Source organism: Streptomyces sp. NPDC020422, from assembly GCF_044386705.1.
GTDB lineage: Bacteria > Actinomycetota > Actinomycetes > Streptomycetales > Streptomycetaceae > Streptomyces.
The window spans coordinates 187,236-200,809 of sequence record NZ_JBIRVJ010000003.1; the positions used below are offsets into that span (position 1 = coordinate 187,236).

Here is a 13,574-nt window from a genome sequence, read left to right on the forward strand (position 1 = left end):
CACGGCGCCGCCCTGCTGCTCACCCTCGCCGGCGTCGGCACCACCCTCTGGCTCGGCGTCGAGGAGCCCGGCAACGCCCTCGCCTTCGGCGCCCTCATCGCCCTCGGCGAGCTCGCCCGCTGGGGCGCGCAGCCCGGCGAACGCGAACCCGCCCCGCTCGCCGCCGCCGGAGCCCTCGCGTACGCCCTGCTCGGCGAGAGCGCCGGCCACACCACCACCCACGGCGTCCTGCAGACCGTCGCCGTCACCGTCGCGGCCGGCCTCGCCGGGATCGTCCCCCATGTGGCCCGCGGCGCCGGCCCCGACCTCGACCACCTGTCCCGCCGAGTCCTCACCGTCTGCTTCGCCGCCCTCTGCTTCCAGCCGCTCTTCAACACCGGCGCCGTCACCGCCCGCCTCGGCCACGGCCCCTCCTACGCCCTGTACCTGCTCCTCCTGCTGCTCCTCACCGCCCTCTGCGACGCCGTCCTGGCCGCCCTGCTGCACCGCGCCCGCACCGGCCACCCCTACGGCCCGCTGCTCCGCGAGGAGCTGCGCGCCCTGCCCGGCATCGGCTCCGCCGTCTGCGCCACCGGCACCGTCATGGCCCTCGGCGTGGCCGTCGCCGGTCTGTGGGCGCTGCCCGTCTTCGCCGTACCGCTGCTGCTCACGCAGGTCTCCTACCGGCGGTACGCGGCCGTGCGGACCACCAACCGGCAGACCATCGCCTCCCTGGCCCGCGCCACCGAGATCGCCGGCTGCACCCCCCAGGGCCACGCCCGCCGGGTCGCCGAGCTCAGCCGGGCCGTCGGCCGGGAGCTGGGCCTGACCGGCTCCGCGCTGACCGTCCTCGAATACGCGGCGCTCATGCACGACATCGGACAGCTCTCCCTCGTCGACCCCGTCGAGGGCGGTGCGACCGCCCTGCTCCCGGCCGAGGAGCAGCGCAGGATCGCCCTGCTCGGCGGCGCCGTGGTCCGGCAGACCGGGGTCGCGGCGGCCGTCGCCGTCGTCGTGGAACGGCAGGCCGACCCCTACCGCGACCAGCCGCTGCCGGCCCGGATCGTCCGGGTCGTCAACGCCTACGACGACCTGGCCGCCACCACCGCGGGCGGCGGCCTCGGGGCCCTGGAGCGCCTCCGGCTCGGCACCGCCCGCGACTACCACCCCGACGTCGTCGAATCCCTCGCCAGGGTGCTCGCCCGAACCAGTGCCACCAGGGGCATCGCCCCAGTCCCCCCGGGGTAACCCATGGGTAATGAGCGCGCGTCCGACCGGGCATGGTTGGATGCGAACAAGAGGGTGAAGCGACCGGCAGGCGGGAATCGTGAGGATCTTCGGGAAGGTACGGCATCGGCCCTCCGCCTCGTGGCGGCAGGCCACCGACCGCGCGTTCACGCTGATCGGCGACGGCCGGTACGAGGACGCGGGCGCGCTGCTGACGCGTGCGGCGGACCTGGAGCCCTGGCTCTCCGAGTCCTGGTTCAACCTGGCGCTGCTGCACAAGTTCCGGCACGACTGGGAGCAGGCCAGGGCCGCCGGGCTGCGGGCCGTGGCGCTGCTCGACAAGGAGACCGGCGCCCCCGACTGGTGGAACGTCGGCATCGCCGCCACCGCGCTCCAGGACTGGCCGCTGGCCCGCCGGGCCTGGCAGGCCTACGGCCTGAAGGTCCCCGGCGCCGCCGCGGGCACCGGTGAGCCGGCCGGGATGGAGCTCGGCAGCGCGGCCGTGCGGCTCTCCCCGGAGGGCGAGGCCGAGGTCGTGTGGGGCCGCCGGCTCGACCCGGCCCGGATCGAGGTGCTGTCCATCCCGCTGCCCTCCTCGGGCCGCCGCTGGGGCGAGGTCGTGCTGCACGACGGCGTCCCGAACGGCGAGCGGACCACCACCGCGGGCCCCTCGTACCCGGTCTTCGACGAGATCGAGCTGTGGGCGCCCTCGCCGGTGCCGACCTGGGTCGTCCTCCTGGAGGCCGCCACCGAGGCCGACCGGGACGCGCTGGAGCAGCTGGCCGCCGACGCGGGCTTCGCCGCCGAGGACTGGTCCTCCTCCGTACGCCTGCTCTGCCGGGCCTGCTCGGAGTCGACGATGCCCAGCGCCGAGGGCGAGGGCGAGCACCTGGACCCGCACGACCACAGCGAGCCCGGGCATCCCGGACCGCTCGGCCACCGTTCGCCCGGCGAGCTGTGGGTGCCGGAGCGCGAGTGCGGCATCGCCGCCCCCGCGGGCCTGGTGCGCGGGCTGCTCGACGGCTGGGTCGCCGACAGCCCGGACAGCCGCGAGTGGCGTGATCTCGAAGAGGTCTGCTGAGGCGGGGGCGCCGGGCCCGTAGGCTGTCCTCCGACGGAATCGGGTTTTCAGAAGGGCGCGGCCGGACATGGCGCAGCAGGAGACGGACGAGCAGATCAACGACGGCTTCGTCGTGGACACGGAGGACTGCGAGGCGCGTGAGCTCGCACACCGCGAGCGGGGCACCTCGCGTCCGATCACGGTCGTCGGCAACCCCGTGCTCCACCGGGAGTGCAAGGACGTCACCGAGTTCGACGACGAACTGGCCCAGCTGATCGACGACATGTTCGCCAGCCAGCGCACCGCCGAGGGCGTGGGCCTGGCCGCGAACCAGATCGGCGTGGACCTGAAGGTCTTCGTCTACGACTGCATGGACGACGAGGGCGTCCGGCACGTCGGCGCCGTCTGCAACCCGGTCCTCCAGGAGCTGCCGGCCGAGCTCCGCGTGCTCGACGAGTCCAACGAGGGCTGCCTCTCGGTGCCGACCGCCTACGCGGAGCTGGCCCGCCCGGACTACGCCGAGGTGCACGGCCAGGACGCGAAGGGCAACCCGATCAAGGTGCGCGGCACGGGCTACTTCGCCCGCTGCCTCCAGCACGAGACGGACCACCTGTACGGCTTCCTGTACATCGACAAGCTCTCCAAGCGCGACCGCAAGGACGCCCTGAGGCAGATGGCCGAGGGCACCCCGCGCTACCCGGTCGTCCCGAACGACTGACCGGCCCGCAGGTACGCCGAAGGGCCCCGCTCCCGGCGTGGAGCGGGGCCCTTCGGCATGGGGGCCTCTAGAAGTCCTCGTCCAGGTCCACCGAGCCCTCGACCGCCACCTGGTAGGCGGACGGGCGGCGCTCGAAGAAGTTGGTCAGCTCCTGGACGCCCTGGAGCTCCATGAAGGCGAACGGGTTCTCCGAGCCGTACACCGGGGCGAAGCCCAGGCGGGTGAGGCGCTGGTCGGCGACGCACTGGAGGTACTCGCGCATCGACTCGGTGTTCATGCCCGGCAGGCCGTCACCGCACAGGTCGCGGCCGAACTGCAGCTCCGCCTCGACGGCCTCCCGCAGCATCGCGGTGACCTGCGCCTGGAGCTCGTCGTCGAAGAGCTCCGGCTCCTCCTTGCGGACGGTGTCCACGACCTCGAAGGCGAAGTTCATGTGCATCGTCTCGTCGCGGAACACCCAGTTGGTGCCGGTGGCCAGGCCGTGCAGCAGGCCGCGCGACCGGAACCAGTACACGTAGGCGAAGGCGCCGTAGAAGAACAGGCCCTCGATGCAGGCGGCGAAGCAGATCAGGTTGAGCAGGAAACGCCGGCGGTCGGCCTGCGTCTCCAGCCGCTCGATCTTCTCGACCGAGTCCATCCACTTGAAGCAGAACTGCGCCTTCTCGCGGATGGAGGGGATGTTCTCGACGGCCGCGAAGGCCGCCGCCCGGTCGTCCGGGTCGGGGAGGTAGGTGTCGAGCAGCGTCAGATAGAACTGGACGTGCACGGCCTCCTCGAAGAGCTGGCGCGAGAGGTAGAGCCGCGCCTCGGGGGAGTTGATGTGCTTGTAGAGCGTCAGGACCAGGTTGTTGGCCACGATCGAGTCGCCGGTCGCGAAGAAGGCGACCAGACGCCCGATCATGTGCTGCTCACCGGGGGTGAGCTTGGCGAGGTCGGCGACGTCCGAGTGGAGGTCGACCTCCTCGACGGTCCAGGTGTTCTTGATCGCGTCCCGGTAGCGCTCGTAGAAGTCCGGGTAGCGCATGGGACGGAGAGTCAGCTCGAAGCCCGGGTCGAGCAGGTTCTTGTTCTCGGTGGAGCTCATTACTGGCAGGCCTCGCAGGACTCGGGGTTCTCAAGGGAGCAGGCGATGGCGTCCGCGTCGGGCGTCGCCTGCTGGACGGGGATGGGCGCCGCGGCCTGGGCGGCGCGGGCGATCCGGGTCGCCGGGCGGGAGCGCAGGTAGTACGTGGTCTTCAGACCCTGCTTCCAGGCGTACGCGTACATCGACGACAGCTTGCCGATGGTCGGCGTCTCCATGAACAGGTTCAGGGACTGCGACTGGTCGAGGAACGGGGTGCGGGCGGCTGCCATGTCGATCAGACCGCGCTGCGGGATCTCCCAGGCCGTGCGGTACAGCTCGCGCACCTCGGCCGGCACCCAGCCGAAGTCGGCCACCGAGCCGTTGGACTCGCGCAGCGCCTCGCGGGTCTGCGCGTCCCACACGCCGAGCCGCTTCAGCTCGTCGACCAGGTACGAGTTGACCTGGAGGAACTCGCCGGACAGCGTCTCGCGCTTGAACAGGTTGGAGACCTGCGGCTCGATGCACTCGTAGACGCCCGCGATCGAGGCGATCGTCGCGGTCGGCGCGATGGCCAGCAGAAGGCTGTTGCGCATGCCGACGGCGGCGATCCGCTCGCGCAGCGCGGCCCAGCGCTCCGGCCAGTTCAGCTCGACGTCGTAGTGGTCGGGGTGCAGGACGCCCTGCGCGGTGCGGGTCTTGTCCCAGGCCGGGAGGGGGCCGCTGCGCTCGGCGAGGTCCGCGGAGGCCTCGTACGCGGCGAGCATGATCCGCTCGGCGATCCGGGTGGACAGCGCGCGCGCCTCGGCCGAGTCGAACGGCAGCTTCAGCTTGAAGAAGACGTCCTGGAGGCCCATCGCGCCCAGGCCCACCGGGCGCCAGCGGGCGTTGGAGCGGCCGGCCTGCTCGGTCGGGTAGAAGTTGATGTCGACGACCCGGTCGAGGAAGGTGACCGCGGTGCGGACGGTCTCGTCCAGGCGCTCCCAGTCGATGTCCGAACCGGCCACGAACGCGCCGAGGTTGACGGAGCCCAGGTTGCAGACGGCGGTCTCGCCGTCGTTGGTGACCTCGATGATCTCGGTGCAGAGGTTCGAGGAGTGGACGACCGTGCCGGGCTCGGCGGTCTGGTTGGCGGTGCGGTTGGACGCGTCCTTGAAGGTCATCCAGCCGTTGCCGGTCTGCGCGAGGGTGCGCATCATGCGGCCGTACAGGTCACGGGCCGGCATGGACTTCTTGGCCAGGCCCGCGGCCTCCGCCTTGCGGTACGCGGCGTCGAACTCCTCGCCGTACAGGTCGACCAGCTCGGGCACGTCGGCCGGGGAGAACAGCGACCACTCGGCGTCGGCGTTGACCCGGCGCATGAACTCGTCCGGGATCCAGTGCGCCAGGTTCAGGTTGTGGGTGCGGCGGGCGTCCTCGCCGGTGTTGTCGCGGAGCTCCAGGAACTCCTCGATGTCCGCGTGCCAGGTCTCCAGGTAGACCGCGGCGGCGCCCTTGCGGCGGCCGCCCTGGTTGACCGCGGCGACGGAGGCGTCGAGCGTCTTCAGGAACGGCACGATGCCGTTGGAGTGCCCGTTGGTGCCGCGGATCAGCGAACCGCGGGCGCGGATGCGGGAGTACGACAGGCCGATGCCGCCCGCGTGCTTCGACAGGCGCGCGACCTGGTGGTAGCGGTCGTAGATGGAGTCCAGCTCGTCCTGCGGGGAGTCCAGCAGGTAGCAGGAGGACATCTGCGGGTGGCGGGTGCCGGAGTTGAAGAGGGTGGGGGAGGACGGCAGGTAGTCCAGCCGGCTCATCAGCCCGTACAGCGCCGCCACCTCGTCCACGGCGCGGTCCGAGGTGTCCTCGGCCAGACCGGAGGCGACGCGCAGCATGAAGTGCTGCGGGGTCTCGATCACCTTGCGGGTGATCGGGTGGCGCAGCAGGTAGCGCGAGTAGAGGGTGCGCAGGCCGAAGTAGCCGAAGCGGTCGTCGCCGGCCGGGTCGATCAGCGTGTCCAGGCGCTCGGCGTGCAGGGCGACGAACTCGGCCGTGCGGTCGGCGATCAGGCCCTCGCGGTGGCCGACGGCGACGGAGGCGGAGAAGGAGACCGCGCCCTGGCCGGCCGCCTCGTCGGCGACGGTGCGGGTGAGCAGCCGGGCGGCGAGCCGGGAGTAGGCCGGGTCCTCGGCGATGAGCCCGGCGGCGGCCTCGGTGGCCAGCTCGCGCAGCTCCGCCTCGTCCGAGCCCGCGCTGCGGCCGCGCAGCGCGGCGGCGGCGACCTTGCCGGGGTCGGTGTCCGGCAGGTCGGCGGTGAGATCGGTCAGGGTCCGCAGGAGTACGGTCCCGGGTCCGTCGTTCTCGATCGCTGCGGCCGGATCGGCGGGCGCGATGGTCACGTGGGGGCTCTCCCTCGCTCGGCCCGGGGCCAGGACGGGAGGCGGGGACGGGCGGGCCGAAGGCATGGCGGCGCCGCGTCCACCGGCCCATTCCGCGAGGCCCGGACGTCTGTCGGCACCCGGAACGGACGGACCGGGCGCGCTGTCGGCAGGTGCTCGGACTCACCCGTACGCGAAACACGCAAAAGCACACCGTTGCGGGACAGTTCCGGATTTTCACCGGATTCCCCTGCGGCGACAGCGAGGACGAGCATACATGTGGGGGGCGCCTCTCTTGGCACCCCCCACATGTTGTGTGTCGTTCGGTCGGGCTAGAACTCCAGGGCGTAGGTGAGCAGTACGAACTCGGGCTCCTCGGGGATGGGGCGCCAGTCCCGCTCGGGGACGCGCAGGAAGCCGAGGCGTTCGTAGATGCGGTGGGCGGTGCGCATGTTCTCCTGGGTGGACAGGACGATCCGCGCGCAGCCCGGGACGGCCCGCGCGCGCTCGACACAGGCCCGGACGAGCGCCTCGCCGACCCCTCGGCCGCGGGCCGCGTGGCCGACGGCCAGCATCCGGATCGCGGCCTCGCCCTCGCGGGCGATGTCGCCCATCGCCCCCGGGCCCGGGACGAAGGTCACACCGCCCAGGACGGCGCCCTTCTCGTCGACGGCCACCAGCACATCCGTCAGCGCGGCCCGCCCGGCCACGTCCCGCAGGTGGTTCAGGTACCAGTCGCTGTCGCCGAAGGCGAGCAGCCCGTCGTCGAGGTAGGCCCGGCCGGTGAGCTCGCCGAGCGTCTCGTACTCCTCGGGGCGCACCGTTCTGATCGTGAAGTCCATGGCGGACAGTGTGCCCCCGGCACGACTCCGCCCGCCGCCGGGTTTCCGGGGGCGGGCGGAGCGGACGCCAGGGGGCTCAGTGCCCGGCGGCGCCGACCGTCGGGAGCTCGGTGGCGACACCCGCGTCGCCCGCGTCCGCCGTGTAGTCGGCGGGCGAGGTCTCGTCGACGCCGTCGGGCGCCTTGACGGCCTTCAGGACGAGGGTGAGGACCACGGTGACCAGCACGTTCAGCACGAAGGCGGTGAGGCCGATGTAGCCGATCTCGCCGATGCCCGGGATCTCGGCGGAGGAGCCGCCGAAGTGCTTCTGGGTGGGGCTGGCCACGCCGTACGCGGCGGCGGTGCCGTAGACCATGCCGACGGCCCAGCCGGCGAGCAGCGCCCAGCGGTGCATCCAGCGGGTGAACAGACCGCCGACCAGCGCCGGGAAGGTCTGCAGGATCCAGATGCCGCCGAGCAGCTGGAAGTTGATGGCGACGGTCTTGTCCATGGTGAGGACGAAGACCAGGGCGCCCACCTTCACCAGGAGGGAGACCAGCTTGGAGACCTTGGTCTCCTGCTTGGGGGTGGCGTCCGGCTTGAGGAAGTCCTTGTAGATGTTCCTCGTGAACAGGTTGGCCGCGGCGATCGACATGATCGCGGCCGGCACCAGCGCGCCGATGCCGATGGCGGCGAAGGCCACGCCCGCGAACCAGGCCGGGAACATGTTCTCGAAGAGCTGCGGGATGGCGAGCTGGCCGTTGGTGACCTTCACGCCGGCGGCGATCGCCATGAAGCCGAGCAGCGCGAGCAGGCCCAGCATCAGCGAGTACAGCGGCAGGATCGTGGTGTTGCGGCGGATCACCTCACGGCTCTTGGAGGAGAGCGTCGCGGTGATCGAGTGCGGGTACATGAAGAGCGCGAGCGCGGAGCCGAGCGCCAGCGTCGCGTACGTCCACTGACCGGCCTCGCCGGGCACGAGCGCGCCCTTGGGCTTGCCGGTGGCCGGGTTGACCGTCTTGTACGCCTCGGCCGCCTTGCCGAAGACCTCGTCGAAGCCGCCCAGCTTGATCGGGATGTAGATGATCGCCACCGCGATGACGATGTAGATCAGGGTGTCCTTGACGAAGGCGATGAGCGCCGGGGCGCGCAGGCCGGAGGAGTACGTGTAGGCCGCGAGGACACCGAAGGCGATGAGCAGCGGCAGGTCCTTGACGAACCAGTTGGTGTTCTCGCCGCCGCCGACGCCCATCACGTCCAGGACGGCCTGGATGCCGACGAGCTGGAGCGCGATGTACGGCATGGTGGCGAGGATGCCGGTGACGGCGACCGCCAGCGACAGGCCCTTGGAGCCGAAGCGGCCGCGGACGAAGTCGGAGGTGGTGACGTAGCCGTGCTTGTGGGAGACCGACCACAGGCGGGGCAGGAAGGTGAAGATCAGCGGGTAGACCAGGATCGTGTACGGCACGGCGAAGAAGCCGGCCGCGCCCGCCGCGTAGATGGCCGCCGGGACGGCGACGAAGGTGTACGCGGTGTAGAGGTCGCCGCCGAGCAGGAACCAGGTGATCCAGGTGCCGAACGAGCGCCCGCCCAGGCCCCATTCGTCGAGGCTGTGCTCGTTCTCGGCCCGGCGCCACTTGGCGGCCAGGAAGCCCATGACCGTGACGGCCAGGAAGAAGAAGACGAAGACGCCGAGCGCGACGCCGTTCACGCCGTCCTTCATCGCGCGTCACCTCCCTTGCGGGCGCGCTGGTCGCGCTTCCAGAGCTGGTAGGCGAGCATGGTGAGTCCGGTGGAGACGACGACCCACAGCATCTGGTACCAGTAGAAGAACGGGATGCCGATGAAGGTCGGGTCCACCTTCGCGTAGGAGCTCACCCAGAGCATCGCGACGAACGGCGCGAAGAGGCAGAGCGCGACCACCACCCTCAGCGGTGTGATGACCGGTTGTTTCCCTTGTGTCGCTTCTGACATGGCGAAACCGTCCCCTCACTGATCACCTCGTAATGACGGGGAAATCTAGGGGACGGTCTCGTTGTTAGGAACCCCTGTCCGTATAACGGATCGGGCGTCAGTCGGCGGTGCCGGTCAGTCGTTGGGGCGCTGGAGGCGGGCGACGAACTTGTAGCGGTCGCCGCGGTACACCGATCGCACCCATTCGACCGGTTCGCCCTGGGCGTCCAGGGAGTGCCGGGAGAGCATCAGCATCGGCAGGCCCACGTCCGTGCCGAGCAGTCCGGCCTCGCGCGGGGTGGCGAGGGAGGTCTCGATGGTCTCCTCGGCCTCGGCCAGGTGCACGTCGTACACCTCGGCGAGCGCCGTGTAGAGCGAGGTGTACTTCACCAGCGAACGCCGCAGCGCGGGGAAGCGCTTGGCGGACAGGTGGGTGGTCTCGATGGCCATCGGCTCGCCGCTCGCCAGGCGCAGGCGCTCGATCCGCAGCACCCGGCCGCCGGGGGAGATGTCGAGCAGTCCGGCGAGGGTGTCGTCGGCGGTGACGTACCCGATGTCGAGGAGCTGCGAGGTGGGCTCCAGGCCCTGCGCCCGCATGTCCTCGGTGTACGAGGTGAGCTGGAGGGCCTGGGAGACCTTGGGCTTGGCCACGAAGGTGCCCTTGCCCTGGATCCGCTCCAGGCGGCCCTCGACCACCAGCTCCTGGAGCGCCTGGCGCACGGTGGTGCGCGAGGTGTCGAACTCGGCGGCGAGGGTGCGCTCGGGCGGGACCGGCGTGCCGGGCGGCAGGGTCTCCGTCATGTCGAGCAAGTGCCGCTTCAGTCGGTAGTACTTGGGCACGCGCGCGGTGCGGGTGGCGGCGCCGCCCTCTGTCTCCGTGCTGCCCGCGTCCGTGGCCATGGCCTGCCTTCCCGACTCCTGTGCTGCTGCCGTCACCGGCTCCTCCGTCTGTCGCGGCTCACATGGTGGCACGGACCGGTCACGGGTCGTCGCCCTCCCTCAGGTGTCGGTCCGATAACGGACCCGACTGCCCTTCTTATACACCCTTGACACCCCTAAAGGTCTAGGCCAAGCTCCCGGTACTGGTCTACACCATTAAAGACCAGGTCCCAGCCCCACGAGCATTACTCGACGTATGTCTTCGCGCGGTGGGCAGGGGTTGCAGCATCCCTGAGGAGGGTGGCGTGAAGCGCAAGCTCATCGCGGCGATCGGCGTCGCGGGCATGATGGTCAGCATTGCCGCGTGTGGTGGCTCCGACGACAAGGGCGGGGCGAAGGCCGGCGGCGACGCCAAGGAGCTCACCGTCTGGCTGACGGTCGACGCCCAGAACAACTGGCCCGAGCTGGTCAAGGCCGCCGACGACGCGGTGACCAAGAAGCACCCGGGCATCAAGATCAAGCACGAGTACTACGGCTGGCCGGACAAGAACACCAAGCTCGACGCGGTGCTCGCGACCGACAAGGCCCCGGATGTTGTCGAGATGGGCAACACCGAGATGATCAGCTACATGGCCAAGGGCGCCTTCGCCGAGGTCGACCCGTCGAAGTTCGACAACTCCGACAAGTGGCTCGACGCGCTCAAGGACTCGGTCACCTACAACGGCAAGACCTACGGCGTCCCCTACTACGCCGGTGGCCGCGTGGGCACCTGGCGCAAGGACATCGCCGCCGAGGTGGGCGTCAAGACCGCGCCGAAGACCTGGGCCGAGCTGACCGCCGCCCTCGACAAGATCCAGGCCAAGAAGGGCGACAAGTTCAGCGCCTGGTACCAGCCCTCGCCGGACTGGTACGCCGCGATGTCCTTCGTCTTCGAGGCCGGTGGCTCCATCGCCAAGCAGGACGGCGAGACCTGGAAGGCGAACCTCTCCTCGCCCGAGTCCGTCAAGGGCCTCACCGAGTACAAGAACATCGTCGACAAGTACATGCACGGCGACAAGACGAAGGACGAGTCCGACCGTCCCGTCGTCTTCGGCCAGGGCAAGTCCGCGACGATGTTCGCCGCCGGCTGGGAGGGCGCCACCGCCGCCGACCCGAAGACCGACAAGGTCGGCGGTCTGAAGGACAAGCTCGAGAACTTCGTCATGCCCGGCCCGTCCGGCAAGAACCTCCCCGTCTTCCTCGGCGGCTCGGACCTGGCCATCCCGGTCAAGTCCCAGGCGCAGGGCGTCGCGGCCGAGTGGATCGCCGCCTTCACCGGCCCCGAGGGCCAGAAGGGCCTCATCGGCAAGGGCAACCTGCCGAACAACAAGGCGGACCTCGCCCCGCTGAAGAGCGACCCGGCCACCACCGTCGCGGCGACCGCGGCCGAGTCCAGCTGGTTCGTCCCGACCGCCCCCGGCTGGGGCCAGGTCGAGAAGGCCCAGACCCTCAAGACGATGCTCATCGAGATCGCCAACGGCAAGAAGTCGGTCGAGCAGGCGGCCAAGGACGCCGACGCCGCGATCGACAAGGTCATCAACACCAAGTGACCTATGGGCAGGGCCCCGCCACTGCGGCGGGGCCCTGCCGCCCGTACCACGAGAGGGATCGCTGAGGAGCACGGGATGAGTGCCGCAGACACAACCACCGCGAAGGTGCCGCCGGTGCGGCAATCGCCACCATCCGGCTCCGGAGCCGGTACCCCCGCCCCGCGCGGGAAGTCCACGAGCGGGGCCGGGATTCCATGGCTGCTCCTCGCGCCATGTCTGCTCGTGCTCCTCCTGGTGCTCGGCTATCCGCTGATCCGCCTGATCACCCTCTCGTTCCAGAAGTTCGGACAGCCGCAGCTGTGGGGCTTCCAGGAGGCCGAGTCGGCCGGCCTGTCGAACTTCACGAACATCCTCGGCGACGGCGAGTTCTGGACCGTCGTCCTGCGCACGGTGATCTTCGCCGCCGGCGCCGTGATCGTCACCATGGTTGTCGGCATGGCCATCGCCCTGCTCCTCCAGCGCGTCTCGGGCTGGGTCAAGCTCCTGATCAACATCGTCCTCGTGGCGAGCTGGGGCATGCCCATCATCGTGGCCACCGCCATCTTCAAGTGGCTCTTCGACGCCGACTACGGCGTCCTCAACTGGCTGCTCAGCCGGCTGCCCGGGGTCGACATGATCGGCCACAACTGGTTCGCCAGCGGCCCGCAGGGCCTCGCCGTGATCATGCTCCTGGTGGTCTGGGGCGCCGTGCCCTTCGTCGTGATCACCCTGAGCGCCGGCCTCACCCAGGTGCCCAAGGAGCTCGAAGAGGCCGCCCGCCTCGACGGCGCCGGCGCCTGGAAGGTCTTCCGCTACGTCACCCTGCCGATCCTCAAGCCCATCCTCGTCATGCTGACGACGCTCTCGGTGATCTGGGACATGGGTGTCTTCCCGCAGGTCTACGTGATGCGCAACGGCCACCCCGAGGCCGAGTTCCAGCTGCTCACCACGTACTCGTTCGACAAGGCGTTCGTCGTCAACGACTACGGCACCGGCTCCGCGATCGCGCTCGTCACGGTCCTGCTGCTGCTGGGCGTCGTGGCGGTGTACATGCGCCAGATGCTCAAGATCGGAGATGTCGAGTGAGCACCGTCAAGGCCACCGCGGCCCCCCGCGCCCCGCGCCGCCCGCGCAAGTCGAAGCTGGGCTGGAACCTGCTCGGTCTCCTCGTCTTCGTCACCGCCGGCTTCCCCGTCTACTGGATGCTCAACACGGCCTTCAAGCCGGCCAAGGACGCGATCGACCCCGACCCGCACTTCTTCCCGTCCACCTTCACGCTCGAGAACTTCAAGCGCGCCCTGGACATCGCGGACTTCTGGGGACCGGTCGTCCGCAGCCTGGTCGTCTCGACCGTCGTGGTCGTCATCGGCATCGCGGTCGGCCTGCTCGCCGCCCTCGCCATCTCCCGCTTCGCCTTCCGCGGCCGCAAGATCGTCATCGTCGGCATCCTCGCCGTCCAGATGGTCCCGCTCGTCGCGATGATCATCCCGGTCTTCCTGCTGCTCAACGACCTCGGGCAGTACGACAAGCTCAGCGGCCTGATCATCACCTACCTGACCTTCATCCTGCCCTTCACGGTGTGGACGCTGCGCGGCTTCATCGTCAACATCCCCAAGGAGCTGGAGGAGGCCGCGCAGGTCGACGGCTGCACCCCCACCGGCGCCTTCATCCGGGTCGTCTTCCCGCTGCTCGCCCCGGGCATGGTCGCCACCTCGGTCTACGGCTTCATCCAGGCCTGGAACGAGTACCTGTACGCCCTGATGCTGATGAGCCAGCAGAACCAGACGGCCACCGTCTGGCTCTCCAACTTCATCACCAAGAACGGCACCGAGTACGCCCCGATGATGGCCGGCTCGACCATGATGGCCGTCCCCATCGTGATCCTCTTCCTCCTCGTCCAGCGCAAGATGGCCGCTGGCCTGACGGCCGGCGCAGTGAAGGGATGACGTCCG

The 13,574-nt window shown here is 70.1% G+C and carries 12 protein-coding genes and 1 riboswitch; of the genes, 6 read left to right on the top strand and 6 right to left on the bottom strand.

Annotated elements, in window-relative coordinates; all coding sequences use genetic code 11:
* The first annotated feature begins 12 nt into the window (after positions 1-12).
* From ACH414_RS08350 to def, 3 genes are all read left to right on the top strand, one after another.
* On the top strand, positions 13-1,227 hold the full coding sequence (locus tag ACH414_RS08350) for an HD-GYP domain-containing protein (protein ID WP_382538430.1): 1,215 nt from the start codon (positions 13-15) through the stop codon (positions 1,225-1,227).
* Between the two features lie 79 nt (positions 1,228-1,306).
* Entirely contained in the window at positions 1,307-2,287 is a 981-nt protein-coding gene (locus ACH414_RS08355; RefSeq protein ID WP_382537495.1) for a tetratricopeptide repeat protein, read from the top strand.
* 67 nt (positions 2,288-2,354) lie between these two features.
* On the top strand, positions 2,355-2,984 hold the full coding sequence (gene def, locus ACH414_RS08360; protein WP_382537497.1) for a peptide deformylase: 630 nt from the start codon (positions 2,355-2,357) through the stop codon (positions 2,982-2,984).
* Between the two features lie 67 nt (positions 2,985-3,051).
* Here the strand turns inward: def and ACH414_RS08365 are convergent, their stop codons facing one another.
* From ACH414_RS08365 to ACH414_RS08390, 6 genes are all read right to left on the bottom strand, one after another.
* The gene (locus ACH414_RS08365) at positions 3,052-4,068 is read right to left on the bottom strand and encodes a ribonucleotide-diphosphate reductase subunit beta (RefSeq protein WP_382537500.1); all 1,017 of its coding nucleotides are present in this window, start codon (positions 4,066-4,068) and stop codon (positions 3,052-3,054) included.
* Complete coding sequence (locus ACH414_RS08370) at positions 4,068-6,422, bottom strand: ribonucleoside-diphosphate reductase subunit alpha (RefSeq protein WP_382537503.1); 2,355 nt, start codon at positions 6,420-6,422, stop codon at positions 4,068-4,070. The genes ACH414_RS08365 and ACH414_RS08370 overlap by 1 nt, the downstream gene beginning before the upstream one ends.
* A 151-nt stretch (positions 6,423-6,573) precedes the next feature.
* Positions 6,574-6,651, bottom strand: a riboswitch (cobalamin riboswitch).
* Positions 6,652-6,733: 82 nt separating this feature from the next.
* Entirely contained in the window at positions 6,734-7,243 is a 510-nt protein-coding gene (locus ACH414_RS08375; protein WP_398941242.1) for a GNAT family N-acetyltransferase, read from the bottom strand.
* Between the two features lie 76 nt (positions 7,244-7,319).
* The gene (gene mctP / locus ACH414_RS08380) at positions 7,320-8,945 is read right to left on the bottom strand and encodes a monocarboxylate uptake permease MctP (protein ID WP_382537508.1); all 1,626 of its coding nucleotides are present in this window, start codon (positions 8,943-8,945) and stop codon (positions 7,320-7,322) included.
* Complete coding sequence (locus ACH414_RS08385) at positions 8,942-9,196, bottom strand: DUF3311 domain-containing protein (RefSeq protein ID WP_382537510.1); 255 nt, start codon at positions 9,194-9,196, stop codon at positions 8,942-8,944. Before ACH414_RS08385 ends, mctP begins: the two co-directional genes overlap by 4 nt.
* A 114-nt stretch (positions 9,197-9,310) precedes the next feature.
* Positions 9,311-10,075, bottom strand: coding sequence for a GntR family transcriptional regulator (locus ACH414_RS08390; RefSeq protein ID WP_382538433.1), 765 nt, complete (start codon positions 10,073-10,075; stop codon positions 9,311-9,313).
* Positions 10,076-10,359: 284 nt separating this feature from the next.
* On the opposite strand from ACH414_RS08390, the gene ACH414_RS08395 reads away from it, so the two are divergent.
* From ACH414_RS08395 to ACH414_RS08405, 3 genes are all read left to right on the top strand, one after another.
* Positions 10,360-11,643, top strand: coding sequence for an extracellular solute-binding protein (locus tag ACH414_RS08395; protein WP_382537513.1), 1,284 nt, complete (start codon positions 10,360-10,362; stop codon positions 11,641-11,643).
* A 75-nt stretch (positions 11,644-11,718) separates the two neighbouring features.
* Complete coding sequence (locus tag ACH414_RS08400; RefSeq protein WP_398941245.1) at positions 11,719-12,708, top strand: carbohydrate ABC transporter permease; 990 nt, start codon at positions 11,719-11,721, stop codon at positions 12,706-12,708.
* Positions 12,705-13,568 (top strand): carbohydrate ABC transporter permease, encoded by an 864-nt coding sequence (locus ACH414_RS08405; RefSeq protein WP_382537519.1) that lies wholly within the window; start codon positions 12,705-12,707, stop codon positions 13,566-13,568. Before ACH414_RS08400 ends, ACH414_RS08405 begins: the two co-directional genes overlap by 4 nt.
* The last annotated feature ends 6 nt before the right edge of the window (positions 13,569-13,574 follow it).

Excerpts from the sequence above, each read along its gene's own strand:
- ACH414_RS08375 (WP_398941242.1), bottom strand. The coding sequence starts at position 7,243 with ATGGACTTCACGATCAGAACGGTGCGCCCCGAGGAGTACGAGACGCTC.
- ACH414_RS08400 (WP_398941245.1), top strand. The coding sequence starts at position 11,719 with ATGAGTGCCGCAGACACAACCACCGCGAAGGTGCCGCCGGTGCGGCAA.
- ACH414_RS08365 (WP_382537500.1), bottom strand. The coding sequence starts at position 4,068 with ATGAGCTCCACCGAGAACAAGAACCTGCTCGACCCGGGCTTCGAGCTG.
- ACH414_RS08390 (WP_382538433.1), bottom strand. The coding sequence starts at position 10,075 with ATGGCCACGGACGCGGGCAGCACGGAGACAGAGGGCGGCGCCGCCACC.
- mctP (WP_382537508.1), bottom strand. The coding sequence starts at position 8,945 with ATGAAGGACGGCGTGAACGGCGTCGCGCTCGGCGTCTTCGTCTTCTTC.
- def (WP_382537497.1), top strand. The coding sequence starts at position 2,355 with ATGGCGCAGCAGGAGACGGACGAGCAGATCAACGACGGCTTCGTCGTG.
- ACH414_RS08385 (WP_382537510.1), bottom strand. The coding sequence starts at position 9,196 with ATGTCAGAAGCGACACAAGGGAAACAACCGGTCATCACACCGCTGAGG.